This is a genomic window from Streptomyces sp. NBC_00557 (assembly GCF_036345995.1).
GTDB lineage: Bacteria > Actinomycetota > Actinomycetes > Streptomycetales > Streptomycetaceae > Streptomyces.
Window position 1 is genome coordinate 6,216,918 of sequence record NZ_CP107796.1, and the last position, 17,350, is coordinate 6,234,267.

The following is a 17,350-nucleotide window of genomic DNA, read 5'->3' on the forward strand; positions in this document are numbered from 1 at the left end:
ACGGTAGCGTCGGACCTGCCATGGAACTTGCCTACATTCCCAGCCCGTCGCGCGGGGTGCTGTACCTCGGCCCCATCCCGCTGCGCGGCTACGCCTTCTGCATCATCATCGGCGTCTTCGTCGCCGTCTGGCTCGGCAACAAGCGCTGGATCGCCCGCGGCGGGCGGGCCGGGACGGTCGCCGACATCGCGGTCTGGGCTGTGCCGTTCGGCCTGGTCGGCGGCCGGCTGTACCACGTGATCACGGACTACGAGCTGTACTTCAGCCCCGGCCGTGACTGGGTGGACGCCTTCAAGGTGTGGCAGGGCGGCCTGGGCATCTGGGGCGCGATCGCGCTCGGCGCGCTCGGCGCGTGGATCGGCGCGCGCCGCCGCGGCATCCCGATGCCGGCGTACGCGGACGCCGTCGCACCCGGCATCGCGTTCGCGCAGGCCATCGGCCGCTGGGGCAACTGGTTCAACCAGGAGCTGTACGGCCGGGAGACCCATGTTCCCTGGGCGCTGCACATCACCTCCTCCGAGGGCGGCCGGGTGCCGGGCTACTACCACCCGACCTTCCTGTACGAGTCCCTGTGGTGCATCGGCGTGGCCCTGCTGGTGATCTGGGCCGACCGCCGCTTCACACTGGGGCACGGCCGGGCGTTCGCCCTGTACGTCGCCGCGTACTGCGTGGGCCGCGGCTGGATCGAGTACATGCGCGTGGACGACGCCCACCACATCCTGGGCCTCCGCCTGAACGACTGGACCGCGATGCTCGTGTTCCTCGCGGCGGTGGCGTACATCGTGGTGTCGTCGAAGAAGCGGCCGGGCAGGGAAGCCGTGGTGGAACCCGAGGCGGTCTCCGAGACGGCCGGTGAGACGCCGGACGCCGCCGACGCGGAAGAGAAGGCGGAGGAGAAGAAGGCCGAGCCGGAGGCCGCGGAGCAGGTGGAGCCGGTGGAGCCGGCGGAGGCGAAGGACGAGCCCGAGTCGGCGACGAAGAAGAGCTGACCGCCCGCGCTACGACACCGAGGGCGCCCGGATCTTCCGGGCGCCCTCGGCGTGTGCGGGGCCAGCCGGAAGAAGGTCACCTTCTGCGGGCCAGGGACAGGGTGCGCTGGGCCGTCGTCACCACGGCCGCGTCGATGAAGCGGCCGTCCGGCAGCGCCTGGGCGCCCGGCTGCGCCGCCGCTGCCTTGATGACCGTCTCGGCGTGTTCGATCTCCGCCGGGGTGGGCAGATAGGCCCGCTCGATCACCGGCAGCTGACGGGGGTGGATCGCGGCGCGGCCCAGGAAGCCGAGGGCGCGGCCGTGGGCGCAGGACGCGGCGAGGCCGTCCAGGTCCCGGATGTCGGGGTGGACCGACTGCGGCGGCGGGGCGAGGCCGGCCGCGCGCGCGGCGACGATCACCCGGGAGCGCGGCCAGTCGAGGCCGGCGTCGGCCCGTACGCCCAGGTCGGCCCGGAGATCCGCCTCGCCGAGGGCGATGCCCCGCAGCGCGGGGTGCGCGCAGGCGATGGCGTACGCGTGCTCGATGCCGAGGGCCGTCTCCAGCAGGGCGTACAGCGGCACCGGGGTGGCGGCGGCGACCCGCAGGACGTCGGCCGGGCCCGTCACGTTCGGCAGCCGCAGGCCGGACAGGCCCGGCAGCCGCGCCAGCGCGCCCAGGTCGGCGGCCGCCCAGGGGCTGTCCAGGGCGTTGACGCGGACGTGCACCGGAACCGGCTGGGGGTCGGCGAGGCGCTCGGCCGTGGCGGCGCGGGCGTACTCCTTGCGGTCCGGGGCGACCGCGTCCTCCAGGTCGATCACCACCACGTCGGCGCCCGCGGCCAGCGCCTTGGCCACCACGGGCGGGCGGTCGCCGGGGACGTAGAGCCAGGTCAGCGGGTGCGGTGTCACAGGGCGCCCTCCTCGCGCAGGGTGTGCAGCTCGGCCGGGGTGAGACCCAGCTCGGTGAGGACCGCCTCGGTGTCGGCGCCGTGCGGGCGGCCGGCCCAGCGGATCGCGCCGGGCGTCGCGGACAGCCGGAAGAGGACGTTCTGCATGCGCAGCGGGCCCAGCTCCGGGTCGTCCACGGTGGTGACCGTGCCCAGGGCCTGGTACTGGGGATCGGCCAGCACGTCCCGGACGTCCTGCACCGGGGCCACCGCCGCCTCCGCTTTCTCGAACGCCGCGAGCACCTCGGCACGGGTGCGGGCGGCGATCCACGAGCCGACCGCCTCGTCCAGTACGTCGGCGTGGGCGGCCCGGTCCGCGCCGGTGGCGAACCACGGCTGCTCGGCCAGCTCGGGCCGGCCCACCAGCCGCATCACCCGCTCGGCGACCGACTGCGCGGAGGTGGAGACGGCGACCCAGTGGCCGTCGGCCGTGCGGTAGGTGTTGCGCGGGGCGTTGTTCGCGGAGCGGTTGCCGGTGCGCTGCTGGACGTGACCCAGCTGGTCGTACCAGGTGAGCTGGGGGCCGAGGACCGACAGGATCGGCTCGATGATGGCCAGGTCCACGACCTGCCCGGCGCCGGTGCGCTCCCGCGCGGCCAGCGCGGTGAGCACGGCGCAGGCGGTCGCGAGACCGGCGACGGAGTCCGCGAGCCCGAAGGGCGGCAGCGTGGGCGGCGCGTCCGGCTCGCCGGTGATCGCGGCGAAGCCGCTCAGCGCCTCGGCGAGGGTGCCGAAGCCGGGCCGGTGCGCGTACGGGCCGGACTGGCCGAAGGCCGTCACCCGGGCCAGGACCAGCCGGGGATTGACGGCCGACAGCTCCTGCCAGCCCAGCGCCCACTTCTCCAGGGTCCCCGGGCGGAAGTTCTCGACCACCACGTCGGCGGTGGCGGCGAGCCGCAGCAGGACGGCCCGGCCGCCGGACGTGGACAGGTCCAGGGTGATGGTCCGCTTGTTGCGGCCCAGCACCTTCCACCACAGGCCGGCACCGTGCTTGGCCGGGCCGTGCCCGCGGGAGGGATCGGGCCTGCGCGGATGCTCGACCTTGATCACGTCGGCGCCGAAGTCGCCGAGCAGGGTGGCGGCCAGCGGGCCCGCGAACAGCGTCGCCAGGTCCAGCACCCGCACCCCGGCGAGCGGCGGGGTCGCCGTGCTCATGCGGTGCACAGGGCGTCGATCTCCGGACGGTACGGCATCGACACCGACGCCCCGGCCCGCTGGACGGAGATCGCCGCGGCGGCCGCCGCCCAGGACAGCGCCTCCCGCACCGGCTTCTCCTCGGCCAGGGCCACCGCGAGCGCGCCGACGAAGGTGTCCCCGGCGCCGGTGGAGTCGACGGCGGTCACCCGCGGCGCCGGGACCACCAGCGGCTCGGCGCCCCGGGCCAGGTACAGGCAGCCGGTCGCACCCAGGGTGACGACGACCTCGGGCACCTGCTGCAGCAGGTCGGCGGCGGCCTCGCGCGGGTCGGTGCGGCCGGTGAGGGTGACCGCCTCGTACTCGTTGGGCACCAACAGGTCGGTGACGGCGAGGAGTTCGGGCGGCAGCGCTTGCGCGGGGGACGGGGTGAGCACCGTACGGACCCCGTGCCGGCGGGCCGCCTCGGCGCCCAGGACGACCGCGCGCAGCGGGATCTCCAGCTGGAGCAGCAGGGCGTCGGCGGAGGCGATCACCCCCTCGTCGCCGGGGGAGAGATGGTCGACGGTGCCGTTCGCGCCGGGGATGACCACGATCGAGTTGGCGCCCTCGTCGTCCACCACGATGTGCGCGGTGCCGGACGGGCCCTCGACCGTGCGCAGGGAGTCGGTGTCCACGCCGGAGTGTTCGAGGGTGTCGCGCAGCCGCAGGCCGAAGGCGTCGTTGCCGACCGCGCCGATCATCGAGACGGTGGCGCCGGCGCGGGCCGCGGCGATCGCCTGGTTGGCGCCCTTGCCGCCGGGGATCGTGCGGAACTCCCGTCCCGTCACGGTCTCCCCGCGCTGCGGGGCCTTCGCGACATAGGTGACGAGGTCCATGTTGGTACTGCCGAGGACGACGATGTGGGTCATGAGCGGATCGCCTCCCAGTGGGCTGCCTGGTGGGTGAGGTGGGCGAGGGTGTCGAAGCCGGTTCCGTCGAAGTCGGCGACGGTGGTGGCGAGCCGGTTCTTCAGCGGGGCGCGCCAGCGCTCGGGCAGGGCGGCGGGGTCGCGCGCGAGCAGCCCGGCGACGCTTCCGGCCGTGGCGCCGGTGGAGTCCGTGTCCCAGCCGCCCGACACGGCACGGCAGACGGAGCCGGTGAAGTCGCCGTCGGCGTGGGTGAGGGCCGCGGCGAGCAGGGCGGTGTTGGGAATGGCGTGGACCCAGTGGTGGGCGGGCGCGTAGCGGGCGTGCAGCAGGTCCACGACCTCGTCGAAGTCCTCGTGGGCCGTGGCCAGCCGGACGGCGTGGTCGATCGCCCGCGCGAGCCGGGAGCGGGGCGGGACCACCGTACGGCCGGTGCGCAGACAGGCGTGGACGTCCTGGCCGCCCGCGGCGGCGGCGATCACGGCGGCGGTGAACATCGCCGCGTAGACGCCGTTGGCGGTGTGTGTGAGGACCGCGTCCCGGTGCGCCTGCTCCGCCGCGGCGGCCGGGTCGCCGGGGTTGGTCCAGCCGTGCACGTCGGCGCGGATCAGGGCGCCGATCCACTCGCGGAAGGGGTTGCGGTGGCGGGCCGTGTGCGGGGGTTCGATGCCGGTGAGCAGGTTGCGGTAGGCGATGCGCTCGGCGGTGAAGGCGCGGCCGGGCGGGAGTTCGTCCAGCCAGAGCCGGGCGACGTCGGCGGTGGTGAACGTCCTTCCGTGGCGCCGCAGGAGCAGCAGGTTGAGCAGGGCGTAGTCGAGGTCGTCGTCCTGCGGCATGCCGTCGATGTTCTCGGCGAGGGAGGTGCCGGCCGAGCGCCGGTTCCAGGGGTACTCGGCGAGCAGGCCGTCCGGGACGCCGCGTGCCGTGAAGTAGCCGGTGAGGGGCCAGTTGCCGGTGGCGCGGGCGAGGGCGCGGATGCCGTCGAGGGGGAGTTTCTCGACGGGTTTGCCGAGCAGGCACCCGATGGCCCGGCCCAGCCAGGCGGCTTCGAGGGCGGCCGGGGCGGGCGCCGGATCGCCTGTCCGCGCAGGGGGCGCCGGCCAGTCCGGGCACAGGGACGTGATGCGGGCCAGGTCCGTCGGCTCGTCCTCCGACAACGCGCTGGGCAGGTCGGCCAGTTCGTCCAGCAGATCCTCCGCCAGCAGCCGGAGGTAGCGGGACACGCCATGGGCGGACGCTCCGGCGCGGGGCGGTGCGTCCGGGCCGCCCGCCGCCCGCCAGCGCGCCTCGATCCGGGACGGCTCGCGCCCGTCCAGGCGGGCCTGGCGGATCTCGTGGCCGAGCAGGTCCTCCGGCTGGACCCAGGTCAGTCGGAGCATGCGGCGCCTCCGAGGTCCGCGAACGCCCGCTCGTGCGCGCGCCGCCGGTCCACGTCCCGCCGGAAGACCTCCCGCGTGACCTCGGCGAGCGTGCGGGCCGGTTCCCACAGGTCCAGCCGGCTGGCCTCCGCGACCGTCTTCGCCCAGTCCTCCGGGACCGGCGAGCCCAGGGCGCCGGCGAGCGCACCGGCCATCGTCGCGATCGAGTCGCAGTCGCGGCCGTAGTTGACCGCGCCGAGCACGGCGTGCCGGTAGTCGCCGCCGGAGACCACCAGCATGCCCAGTGCCACGGGGAGTTCCTCGATCGCGTGCAGCCGGGAGGGGCGGCGGGCGCCGAGGGAGGGCGCGCGGTAGTCGGGGCCGACGGTGTCGTACGGGGCGACCGCCGCGCGCAGCGGCCGCAGCGCCGACTCGAAGTCCCGGTGTCCTGCGGCCACTTCGCAGACCTTCTCGATCGCCTCACGGGTGCCGTCCTTCGCCAGGGACAGGCACGCGGTGACGACCGAGTCCGGGGTCGCGCCCGGCACCGCGGCGGCGGCGACGGCCGCGGCCAGGACACCGGCCGCCTCACGGCCGTACGACGACTGGTGCGCGCCGGCGACGTCCAGCGCCTCGGCGTAGGCGGCGGCCGGGTTGGCCGCGTTGACCAGGCCGACGGGGGCCATGTACATCGCCGCGCCGCAGTTGACGATGTTGCCGACGCCCGCCTCCCGGGGATCGACGTGGCCGTGGGCGAGCCGGGCCACGAGCCACTTCTCGGCGAGGAAGAGCCGGTGCAGCGGCAGGGTCTCGGTCTCCAGTTCCGGGATCCAGCGCGGGTTGGTCATCAGGTCCGGCACCAGATGGTCCGCGACGGCGTACGCGTCGAGGTGGTCGCGGACGCGGGCGTACACCCGGACCAGGGCGTGGGTCATCAGGGTGTCGTCGGTGACGTGGCCGTCGCCCTTGTGGTACGGGGCGAGGGGGCGGGCGGTGCGCCAGGCGTCGCCGTGCCAGGGGCCGACGACGCCGTGGACGCGGCCGCCGTGGCGCTCGGTGATCTGGTCGGGGGAGTACCCCTCGACGGGGCCGCCGAGGGCGTCGCCGACGGCGGCCCCGACGAGGGCGCCGGTGATCCGTTCGTCGAGACCGGGGGAGGACGGCCGATCGCGTTCTTCTTCGGAGGGTTGGGGCACTTTGGGCATCATGCCCCGAATCATCCTCCTGGCTGGGCCGGTTGCGCGGCTTCCAGGAGTCCGGCGAGTTCCACCAGGTCGGTGCCGGTGAGGCGGGGCAGGACGCAGCCGGAGAGGGTGCGGCAGGCGTCCCGCCAGGTCTCCGGGATCGCCGCGCCGCCGCCGAGGGCTCCGGTGAGGGCGCCCGCGAGGGCGGGGGCGGAGTCGGCGACCCGGGACAGGCAGGCGGCGGCCGGGACGGCGTCGGCGATCCGGCCGCCGGCCGCCGTGGCCAGGGCGAGGGCGACCGGGACGGTCTCGGCGGCGGCGATGCCGTAGCTGTAGACGTGGTCGACGATCTGGTGCTCCAGGAGCGGCACGAGGGCGAAGGCGGGCAGTCCGTCCTCGGCGAGGGCCAGCGCGTGGCGGGCGTTGCGCCCGATCTCCGTTCCGGCCGGGAGCTCGGCGAGCGCTGCGGCCACGCAGGTGTCCGGGCCGGTGCCGGTGAGGGCCAGCGAGAGGGCCGCGGCCATGGCGCGGGCGCCGTGCACGCCGTCGCCGTCCTGGGTGTAGCGGGCGTCGAACTCGGCGAGCGCGGCGGCGCGTTCGGGGTCGCCGGGGTGGGCGACGGCGAGGACGCAGGCGCGGACGCAGGCGGCGTCGTCGAAGTAGTGCGGGTTGTCGTGGCCGGTGGCGGGCGGGCGCAGCCCGGAGGCGAGGTTGCCGAGGCCGGCGCGCACGGAGATGCGGGCGCGCAGGGGCAGGACGGCGGACTCGACCTCGGGTGCGCGGTCCGCGGCGGCGGCCACCTCCGCGGCCACGGCGGTCCAGGTGAGGTCGATGGCGGCGCGGGTACGGCGCTCCCGGCTGAGGTCGCCGAGGGCGTCGTCGGCGCCGGCCCGCAGCACCGCCTCCGCGGCGAACGCCGCCCACTCGGCGTCGTCGGAGGGGCCGAGGCGGAGGGGCTCCGGGGGCTGGTTGAGGGCGATCGGCACCGGGAGGGTGGTGGTGGCGTTCTGCTCGGCGAAGGTGTCGAGCTCGCGGGTGAGGCGCCGGGTCCACTCGGGCATACGGGCGGCCCGGTGCCGCGCGGCCGGCCAGCCGGCGGCATCGCCCACGGCGAGACCGAGCAGAAGCCCTTCGATACGACGCGCTGTCATGACTGCCCCTCGCCCTCCGGGTGCCCGGCGTTCCCGGCCCCAACCAGCGGGCCGTGCCCCCGGCCGCCGCCCGCACCGGCTCGCGGTGCCGGCTCAGCCGGTTGCAGTGCGGGGGTGAGGGGTGGCGGCGCCACGGGCTCGGAGGCGGCGGTGAGGACCACACCGGCCCGCGCCCCGTCCGGCAGTACCGCCTTCGAACCGTCGGGCGGGGGCTGTGCGCTGTCCGGCGGGGCCTTTGTGCCGTCCGGCTGGGCTTCTGCGCCGTCCGGCGGGGCCTGTGTGTCGTCCGGCGGGGTCTTTGTGTCGGCTGGCGGGCAGGCCGGCGCTACGGCCCCCACCCTCTCGGGCAGCCCCATTCCCTCCGGCAGCACCGCCGCTTTCGGCAGTACCGCCTCCTCAGTCAGCGCCGCCCCTTTCGGCAGCCCCATCGCCTCCGGCAGCACCGCCTCCTCCGGCAGCAGCGCACCCTGCGGCAGCACCGCCCGCTCAGCAGGCTGCGCCCCCTTCTGCAGTGCCTCCTCCAGCAGCACCGCCCCTTCAGCAGGCTGCGCCCCCTCCGGCAGCACCGCCCCCTCCGGCACCACCCCCTCCGACAGCAGCGCCCCCTTCTGCAGCACCGCTCCCTCCGTCAGCACCGCCTCCTCAGCCAGCACCGCCGGCAGCGCCACCCCCGCGTCCCGCGCCACCCCCGCGTCCCGCGCCACCCCCGCGTCCCGCGCCACCCCCGCGTCCCGCGCCACCCCCGCGTCCCGCGCCACCCCCGCGTCCCGCGCCACCCCCGCGTCCCGCGCCACCCCCGCGTCCCGCGCCCTGTCCGCGTCCTCGCCCGGTACCAGCAGGTCTGCCACGTCCAGGACGTGGTGGCCCGCCATGGACGGCAGGCAGTGGCCGTGGGCCGGGCCGATCGCCGCGGCCCAGGGGGCCGGGATCGCGGCGGTCCCCTGGGCCGCTCCGGCGAGGGCGCCGGCCACCGCCGCCGTCGTATCGGCGTCGCGGCCCATGTTGACGGCGGTCAGCACCGCCTCCCTGAAGTCGCCGTCGGCCGCCGCGTACGCGCCGAAGGCGAGGGCGACCGCCTCGGGGGCCAGGTCGGTCCAGGGGTAGCCGCCGATGACGACGGTGGAGCGGAGCGCGCGTTCGCCGCGGTGGGACACGGCCACCGCGCGCCGCAGGGAGCGGGCCGTCCAGGAGTCCTCGGGGATCACCGCGAGCGCGGCGGCGACGACCACCGCCACCGGGGCGCCGGTCATCGCCGTGGCCACTCCGGCGGCGACGGCCTGGCCGCCGTAGATGCCCTCGCCCTCGTGGCTGACCGAGCCGTCGATCGCCACCAGGCGGGCCGCCTCGGCGGGGCGGCCGGCGGCGAAGACGCCGAAGGGCGCCGCCCGCATCGCCAGACCGTCGCTCCAGGCGTGGCGGTGCTGGGCCGAGACGGGGGCGGCGAGGCCGCGGCGCAGGTTCTCCAGCGTGCCGCGTTCGCTGAACCCCGCGCCCCGGAAGGGACCCTCGGCGCGGCCGGCGATCCACTCGTGCCAGGCCGCCTCCACATGCGCGGCGGTCAGCGCCGAGCCGTGCCGGGCCAGCAGCAGACCCGAGAAGATCGCGTACTCGGTGTCGTCCGTGCCGCACGGACTGTCGGTCACGTATCCGGTGATCCGGCCCCAGCGGGCGCGGATCTCGGACGGCCTGAGGTTCTCCGCGGGCGCCCCGAGCGCGTCTCCGACGGCCAGGCCGAGCAGCGCGCCGCGGGCCCTGTCCCGGAGTCCGGGGGCGCCGTCCGGCGCCGGTGCCGGGGGAGTGGGGACGATCGATGCCATGGGCGGCCTCCTTCGGCGGGACCACGGACGCGGCGGCGAAGACGCTCTGCGCATGTGTGCCACGCGCCGCCGCCGGCCGTGCCTCCACCGGGCCCGCATCACCCGCTTGGCATCTGAGCAAGATCATGCACGGATGAGCAATCCGGCCGTAAATCCGGTAAAGGCGCAGGTTAGCCCAGCCTTTCCTTGCTGGCGACGCAACCGGAATCGGCGTAGGTTCTGTGGTGTCGAAAAGTAGAACTCGTCCAAAGTTAGCTTTGGCTAAGCTATCCGGGGGGCCCGCATGGCCGTCATCGAAACGCAGGCCGCGCTCCACGAGGCGCACCGCGACAACCACACGCACCGCGATGTCAACGGCGGCTGGCTGCGCCCCGCCGTCTTCGGCGCCATGGACGGCCTCGTCTCCAACCTCGCCCTGATGACCGGTGTGGCCGGCGGGGCGGTGAGCCAGCAGACCGTTGTCCTCACCGGGCTCGCCGGGCTGGCCGCCGGCGCCTTCTCCATGGCGGCCGGCGAGTACACCTCCGTCGCCTCGCAGCGCGAGCTGGTCGAGGCCGAGCTGGACGTCGAGCGCCGTGAGCTGCGCAGGCACCCGCAGGACGAGGAGAACGAACTCGCCGAGCTGTACGTCTCGCGCGGGGTGGAGCCCGAGCTGGCCCGCGAGGTCGCCCGGCAGCTGTCCAAGGACCCCGAGCAGGCGCTGGAGATCCACGCCCGCGAGGAGCTGGGCATCGACCCCGGGGACCTGCCCTCGCCGCTGGTCGCCGCCGTGTCCTCCTTCGGTTCCTTCGCCCTCGGTGCCCTGCTGCCCGTCCTGCCGTTCCTGCTCGGCGCGACCGGGCTGTGGCCCAGCGTGCTGCTCGCCCTCGCCGGGCTCTTCGGCTGCGGCGCCGTGGTGGCCAAGGTGACCGCGCGCACCTGGTGGTACAGCGGTCTGCGGCAGCTCGCGCTGGGCGGCGCCGCGGCCGGTGTGACGTACGCCCTGGGCAGCCTGTTCGGTACGGCCGTAGGATAGCCGCGCCGGTAGTTATGCGTCGGGCCGCATAGGTACCCGCCAAAGTCCCGTTACTCGTGGGTTTCGACCGCGTGACCACCGGGCATGAGCCGTAAGCGCTGCGGGCAACGACGCCCGCCGCACCCCCGTGGGATGAGTGAAGCCGCTCCTCCCGCCCCCCATCGGGCCGCCGGACACCGATCCGACCGATCTCGTCCGCACGGTCCCCACTCGCCTTCGCCGCCACCGCGCGGCATCCCCGGCCGCCACGCGCGGCACCCACCGCCTTCGCGGTGACCGCCGCCCCGTGCGGCACCTCCGCCACGGACCCCGTGGCGTCCGCATGTTGGAACGGAGTATCCGGTTCCCGAGAACCGCTCCATCATGTAACCTGCACGAAATTTCGAGGTCACGCCTTTTGTGCGGGGATCTCGCGCAGAGGGCCAACGTCGTCCCTCGGCACCTGCCACATGCCACATGACGACGACGGGAGAGCCGATGCGTACGCCGCGCCAGCCGTCCCAGCACTCCGCGAACGGCCAGAACTGGTCGTTCATGGATGCTCGCCCTGCTGCGCAGGGTATGTACGACCCCCGCAACGAACACGACGCCTGCGGCGTCGGTTTCGTCGCCACCCTCACCGGCGAGGCGTCCCACACCCTGGTCGAGCAGGCGCTCACCGTGCTGCGCAACCTCGAGCACCGCGGCGCCACCGGCTCCGAGCCGGACTCGGGTGACGGCGCGGGCCTGCTCTCCCAGGTGCCCGACGCCTTCCTCCGCGAGGTGGCCGGATTCGAGCTGCCCGCCGCCGGCTCCTACGCCGTCGGCATCGCCTTCCTGCCCACCGAGGGCACCGAGGACGCCGTCTCGAAGATCGAGACGATCGCCGCCGAGGAGGAGCTGACCGTCCTCGGCTGGCGCGAGGTCCCGGTCGCGCCCGAGCTGCTCGGCGCCACCGCCCGCTCCACCATGCCGTCCTTCCGGCAGATCTTCGTCGCCGACGGCGCCAGCGAGGGCATCGCGCTGGACCGCAAGGCGTTCGTGCTGCGCAAGCGCGCCGAGCGCGAGGTGGGCGTCTACTTCCCGTCGCTGTCCGCGCGCACCATCGTCTACAAGGGCATGCTGACCACCGGCCAGCTGGAGCCCTTCTTCCCGGACCTGTCCGACCGCCGCTTCGCCTCCGCGATCGCGCTCGTGCACTCCCGGTTCTCCACGAACACCTTCCCGTCGTGGCCGCTCGCGCACCCGTACCGCTTCGTCGCGCACAACGGTGAGATCAACACCGTGCAGGGCAACCGCAACTGGATGCGCGCCCGCGAGTCGCAGCTGGCCTCCGACCTGTTCGGCGGCAAGGAGAAGCTGGAGCGGATCTTCCCGGTCTGCACCCCGGGCGCCTCCGACTCCGCCTCCTTCGACGAGGTGCTGGAGCTGCTGCACCTCGGCGGCCGCTCCCTGCCGCACTCCGTGCTGATGATGATCCCGGAGGCGTGGGAGAACCACGACTCCATGGACCCGGCCCGGCGCGCCTTCTACAACTTCCACTCCACGATGATGGAGCCCTGGGACGGCCCGGCCTGCGTCTGCTTCACCGACGGCACCCAGGTCGGCGCCGTGCTCGACCGCAACGGCCTGCGCCCCGGCCGCTACTGGGTCACCGACGACGGCCTGGTCGTCCTCGGCTCCGAGGTCGGCGTCCTCGACATCGACCCGGCCAAGGTCGTCCGCAAGGGCCGCCTGCAGCCCGGCAGGATGTTCCTCGTCGACACCGCCGAGCACCGCATCATCGAGGACGACGAGATCAAGGCGGCCCTCGCCGCCGAGAAGCCGTACGCCGAGTGGCTGGAGGCCGGGGAGATCGAGCTCTCCGACCTGCCCGAGCGCGAGCACATCGTCCACACCCACGCCTCGGTCACCCGCCGCCAGCAGACCTTCGGCTACACCGAGGAGGAGCTGCGCGTCATCCTCGCCCCGATGGCCCGCACCGGCGCCGAGCCGATCGGCTCCATGGGCACGGACTCGCCGATCGCGGCCCTGTCCGAGCGCCCGCGGCTGCTCTTCGACTACTTCACCCAGCTGTTCGCGCAGGTCACCAACCCGCCGCTGGACGCGATCCGCGAGGAGCTGGTCACCTCCCTGCGCAGCTCGCTGGGCCCGCAGGGCAACCTGCTGGAGCCGACCGCGGCCTCCTGCCGGTCCGTCGTGCTGCCCTTCCCGGTGATCGACAACGACGAGCTGGCCAAGCTCATCCACATCAACGCCGACGGCGACATGCCCGGCTTCAAGGCCGCGACCCTCTCCGGCCTGTACCGGGTGAACGGCGGCGGTGAGGCGCTGGCCGCCCGCATCGAGGAGATCTGCGCCGAGGCCGACGCGGCGATCGAGAACGGCGCCCGTCTGATCGTCCTGTCCGACCGCCACTCGGACGCCGAGCACGCGCCGATCCCCTCGCTGCTGCTCACCGCGGCCGTCCACCACCACCTCATCCGCACCAAGCAGCGCACCCACGTGGGCCTGCTGGTGGAGGCCGGCGACGTCCGCGAGGTCCACCACGTCGCCCTGCTCATCGGCTACGGCGCCGCCGCCGTCAACCCGTACCTGGCGATGGAGTCGGTGGAGGACCTGCTGCGCGCGGGCACCTTCATCAACGGCATCGAGCCGGAGAAGGCCATCAAGAACCTGATCTACGCGCTCGGCAAGGGCGTGCTGAAGGTCATGTCCAAGATGGGCATCTCCACCGTCGCCTCCTACCGCGGCGCCCAGGTCTTCGAGGCCGTCGGCCTGGACGAGGAGTTCGTCAACAAGTACTTCAGCGGCACGGCCACCAAGATCGGCGGCGTCGGCATCGACGTCATCGCCCAGGAGGTCGCCGCCCGCCACGCCAAGGCCTACCCGGCCTCCGGCATCGCCCCGGCGCACCGCGCGCTGGAGATCGGCGGCGAGTACCAGTGGCGCCGCGAGGGCGAGCCGCACCTGTTCGACCCGGAGACGGTCTTCCGCCTGCAGCACTCCACGCGCACGGGCCGCTACGACATCTTCAAGAAGTACACCTCGCGCGTGAACGAGCAGTCCGAGCGCCTGATGACGCTGCGCGGCCTGTTCGGCTTCAAGTCCGGCCGGAAGCCCGTCCCGCTCGAGGAGGTCGAGCCGGCCTCCGAGATCGTCAAGCGGTTCTCCACCGGCGCGATGTCGTACGGCTCCATCTCCAAGGAGGCGCACGAGACCCTCGCCATCGCCATGAACCAGCTGGGCGGCAAGTCCAACACCGGTGAGGGCGGCGAGGACCCGGAGCGCCTGTACGACCCGGCGCGCCGCTCGGCGATCAAGCAGGTCGCCTCCGGCCGCTTCGGCGTGACCTCGGAGTACCTGGTCAACGCGGACGACATCCAGATCAAGATGGCCCAGGGCGCCAAGCCCGGCGAGGGCGGCCAGCTGCCCGGCCACAAGGTCTACCCGTGGGTGGCGAAGACCCGGCACTCGACGCCGGGCGTGGGGCTCATCTCCCCGCCGCCGCACCACGACATCTACTCCATCGAGGACCTGGCCCAGCTGATCCACGACCTGAAGAACGCGAACCCGCAGGCGCGGATCCACGTGAAGCTGGTCTCCGAGGTCGGCGTCGGCACGGTCGCCGCGGGCGTGTCCAAGGCGCACGCGGACGTGGTCCTGATCTCCGGTCACGACGGCGGCACCGGCGCCTCCCCGCTGACCTCGCTCAAGCACGCCGGCGGCCCCTGGGAGCTGGGCCTCGCCGAGACCCAGCAGACGCTGCTGCTCAACGGCCTGCGCGACCGGATCGTCGTGCAGACCGACGGCCAGCTCAAGACCGGCCGCGACGTGGTCATCGCCGCGCTGCTCGGCGCCGAGGAGTTCGGTTTCGCGACCGCCCCGCTCGTCGTCTCCGGCTGCGTGATGATGCGCGTGTGCCACCTGGACACCTGCCCGGTCGGCATCGCCACCCAGAACCCGGTGCTGCGCGACCGCTTCGCCGGCAAGGCCGAGTACGTGGTGAACTTCTTCCAGTTCATCGCCGAGGAGGTCCGCGAGCTGCTGGCCGAGCTGGGCTTCCGCTCCATCGAGGAGGCCGTCGGCCACGCCGAGGTGCTGGACGTCGAGCGTGCGGTGAACCACTGGAAGGCGCAGGGCCTGGACCTGGAGCCGCTGTTCCACGTGCCCGAGCTGCCCGACGGCGCGGTGCGCCACCAGGTCGTCGAGCAGGACCACGGCCTGGAGAAGGCGCTCGACAACGAGCTGATCAAGCTCGCCGCCGACGCCCTCGCCGCGAACGACGCCACCGAGGCCCAGCCGGTGCGCGCCCAGGTCGCCATCCGCAACATCAACCGCACGGTCGGCACCATGCTCGGCCACGAGGTGACGAAGAAGTTCGGTGGCGCGGGCCTGCCCGACGACACCATCGACATCACCTTCACCGGCTCCGCCGGCCAGTCCTTCGGCGCCTTCCTGCCGCGCGGCGTCACGCTGCGCCTGGAGGGCGACGCCAACGACTACGTCGGTAAGGGCCTCTCCGGCGGCCGGATCATCGTCCGCCCGGACCGCGCGGCCGACCACCTCGCCGAGTACTCGGTCATCGCGGGCAACACCATCGGCTACGGCGCCACCGGCGGCGAGCTGTTCCTGCGCGGCCGCACCGGTGAGCGGTTCTGCGTCCGCAACTCCGGCGCGCTGGTCGTGTCCGAGGGCGTGGGCGACCACGGCTGCGAGTACATGACCGGCGGTCACGCGGTCGTCCTCGGCCCGACCGGCCGCAACTTCGCGGCGGGCATGTCCGGCGGCGTCGCCTACGTCATCGACCTCGACCGCGACAACGTCAACGCCGGCAACCTCCAGTCGGTCCAGGCGCTGGACGAGGCCGACCAGCAGTGGCTGCACGACGTGGTGCGCCGCCACGCCGAGGAGACCGGTTCGACGGTCGCCGAGAAGCTGCTCGCCGACTGGGACACGGCAGTGGAGCGGTTCAGCAAGATCATCCCCAGCACCTACCAGGCAGTGCTCGCCGCCAAGGACGCCGCCGAGCGGGCCGGTCTCTCCGAGAACGAGACCCACGAGAAGATGATGGAGGCTGCGCTCCATGGCTGACCCCAAGGGCTTCCTGAACCACGGCCGCGAGGTCGCCAAGACCCGTCCCGTCGCCGAGCGCGTCAAGGACTGGAACGAGGTCTACGTCCCCGGCTCCCTGCTGCCGATCATCAGCAAGCAGGCCAGCCGGTGCATGGACTGCGGCATCCCGTTCTGCCACAACGGCTGTCCGCTGGGGAACCTGATCCCCGAGTGGAACGACTACGCCTACCGCGAGGACTGGTCGGCCGCGCAGGAGCGGCTGCACGCGACCAACAACTTCCCGGAGTTCACCGGCCGCCTCTGCCCGGCCCCCTGCGAGTCGGCGTGCGTGCTCGGCATCAACCAGCCGCCGGTCACCATCAAGAACGTCGAGGTCTCGATCATCGACAAGGCGTGGGAGACCGGTGACGTCGCCCCGCAGATCCCGGAGCGCCTGTCCGGCAAGACGGTCGCGGTCATCGGCTCGGGCCCGGCGGGTCTGGCCGCCGCCCAGCAGCTGACCCGGGCCGGCCACACGGTCGCCGTCTACGAGCGCGCGGACCGCATCGGAGGCCTCCTCCGGTACGGCATCCCCGAGTTCAAGATGGAGAAGCGGCACATCAACCGCCGTATCGAGCAGATGCGCGCGGAGGGCACCCGCTTCCGCACCGGCGTGGAGATCGGCCGCGACATCAACGCCCGCGACCTGAAGAAGCGCTACGACGCCATCGTGATCGCCGCCGGCGCCACCACGGCCCGTGATCTCCCCGTCCCCGGGCGGGAGCTGAAGGGCATCTACCAGGCGATGGAGTACCTGCCGCTGGCCAACAAGGTCCAGGAGGGCGACTACGTCACCTCCCCGATCTCGGCCGAGGGCAAGCACGTCGTCGTCATCGGCGGCGGCGACACCGGCGCGGACTGCGTGGGCACCGCCCACCGGCAGGGCGCGGCCTCCGTCACCCAGCTGGAGATCATGCCCCGCCCGAACGAGGAGCGGAACCCGGTCAGCCAGCCCTGGCCGACCTTCCCGATCCTCTACAAGGTCACCTCGGCCCACGAGGAGGGCGGCGAGCGGATCTACTCCGCCTCCACCACCCACTTCGAGGGCGACGAGGACGGCAACGTCCAGTGGCTGCACCTGACCGAGGTGGAGTTCGTCGACGGCAGGCTGACCCCGAAGCCGGGCACCGAGCGCAAGATCCCCGCCCAGCTGGTCACCCTCGCCATGGGCTTCACCGGCACCGACCGGGAGAACGGCCTGGTGGAGCAGTTCGGCCTGGAGCTCGACGAGCGCGGCAACATCGCCCGCGACGCCGACTTCCAGACCAACGTGCCGGGCGTGTTCGTCGCCGGCGACGCCGGCCGCGGCCAGTCCCTCATCGTGTGGGCGATCGCGGAGGGCCGCTCGGCCGCCCGCGGCGTCGACCGCTTCCTCACCGGCGCCAGCGACCTGCCGGCCCCGATCCGCCCGACCGACCGCGCCCTGGCGGTCTGACGGCACCGACAGACGTCCCGTACAACGGCGTACGGAACACCGACGACGCCTGCCCGACTGTCCCCGACCGGACGCATGGGCAGGCGTCGTCGCATGCGTTACTCGTACCAGACGCCGGCGAGCGGCCCGCGCTCGGTGACGGCCCGCACCCCGGGCGGCAGCACGGCCCGGTCCCAGATCACCGCGGATGTGCTGGCAGAGCGTGGGCCTGGGCAGGCCGATGGCCGTCGACCGTGCCGGTGGCCTCCAGCGCCCAGGCGGAGGGGCGGTCGGTCAGGATGCACAGCTGGTTGTGCAGGCGGTCGCCGCGGACGCGGCCGCGTGGAAGTGCACGCCGA

Annotated in this window: 11 protein-coding genes; 4 read left to right on the forward strand and 7 right to left on the reverse strand. The window is 73.7% G+C overall.

What is annotated here, in order from left to right:
- Positions 1 to 20: 20 nt before the first annotated feature.
- Complete coding sequence (lgt, locus tag OG956_RS27280) at positions 21 to 989, forward strand: prolipoprotein diacylglyceryl transferase (RefSeq protein WP_330340643.1); 969 nt, start codon at positions 21 to 23, stop codon at positions 987 to 989.
- A 76-nt stretch (positions 990 to 1,065) separates the two neighbouring features.
- Here the strand turns inward: lgt and OG956_RS27285 are convergent, their stop codons facing one another.
- From OG956_RS27285 to OG956_RS27315, 7 genes are read right to left on the reverse strand one after another with little or no spacing between them, the layout of a single operon-like run.
- Positions 1,066 to 1,878, reverse strand: a complete 813-nt coding sequence (locus OG956_RS27285; RefSeq protein WP_330340644.1) for an HpcH/HpaI aldolase/citrate lyase family protein — start codon at positions 1,876 to 1,878, stop codon at positions 1,066 to 1,068.
- Positions 1,875 to 3,071, reverse strand: coding sequence for a CaiB/BaiF CoA transferase family protein (locus OG956_RS27290; protein ID WP_330340645.1), 1,197 nt, complete (start codon positions 3,069 to 3,071; stop codon positions 1,875 to 1,877). Before OG956_RS27290 ends, OG956_RS27285 begins: the two co-directional genes overlap by 4 nt.
- Entirely contained in the window at positions 3,068 to 3,961 is an 894-nt protein-coding gene (gene rbsK / locus OG956_RS27295; RefSeq protein ID WP_330340646.1) for a ribokinase, read from the reverse strand. The genes OG956_RS27290 and rbsK overlap by 4 nt, the downstream gene beginning before the upstream one ends.
- Positions 3,958 to 5,337, reverse strand: coding sequence for an ADP-ribosylglycohydrolase family protein (locus tag OG956_RS27300; protein ID WP_330340647.1), 1,380 nt, complete (start codon positions 5,335 to 5,337; stop codon positions 3,958 to 3,960). The genes rbsK and OG956_RS27300 overlap by 4 nt, the downstream gene beginning before the upstream one ends.
- Positions 5,325 to 6,521 (reverse strand): ADP-ribosylglycohydrolase family protein, encoded by a 1,197-nt coding sequence (locus OG956_RS27305; RefSeq protein ID WP_443065694.1) that lies wholly within the window; start codon positions 6,519 to 6,521, stop codon positions 5,325 to 5,327. The genes OG956_RS27300 and OG956_RS27305 overlap by 13 nt, the downstream gene beginning before the upstream one ends.
- 11 nt (positions 6,522 to 6,532) lie before the next feature.
- Complete coding sequence (locus tag OG956_RS27310) at positions 6,533 to 7,651, reverse strand: ADP-ribosylglycohydrolase family protein (RefSeq protein ID WP_330340649.1); 1,119 nt, start codon at positions 7,649 to 7,651, stop codon at positions 6,533 to 6,535.
- Complete coding sequence (locus tag OG956_RS27315; RefSeq protein ID WP_330340650.1) at positions 7,648 to 9,468, reverse strand: ADP-ribosylglycohydrolase family protein; 1,821 nt, start codon at positions 9,466 to 9,468, stop codon at positions 7,648 to 7,650. The genes OG956_RS27310 and OG956_RS27315 overlap by 4 nt, the downstream gene beginning before the upstream one ends.
- Before the next feature lie 283 nt (positions 9,469 to 9,751).
- Here OG956_RS27315 and OG956_RS27320 point away from each other — a divergent pair, with 283 nt between their 5' ends.
- From OG956_RS27320 to OG956_RS27330, 3 genes are all read left to right on the forward strand, one after another.
- Positions 9,752 to 10,483, forward strand: coding sequence for a VIT1/CCC1 transporter family protein (locus OG956_RS27320; protein ID WP_330340651.1), 732 nt, complete (start codon positions 9,752 to 9,754; stop codon positions 10,481 to 10,483).
- 477 nt (positions 10,484 to 10,960) lie between these two features.
- Complete coding sequence (gltB, locus tag OG956_RS27325; protein WP_330342961.1) at positions 10,961 to 15,556, forward strand: glutamate synthase large subunit; 4,596 nt, start codon at positions 10,961 to 10,963, stop codon at positions 15,554 to 15,556.
- Positions 15,549 to 17,012: a glutamate synthase subunit beta gene (locus tag OG956_RS27330; protein WP_330340652.1), complete on the forward strand. Its 1,464-nt coding sequence runs from the start codon at positions 15,549 to 15,551 to the stop codon at positions 17,010 to 17,012. Before gltB ends, OG956_RS27330 begins: the two co-directional genes overlap by 8 nt.
- Positions 17,013 to 17,350: the final 338 nt, after the last annotated feature.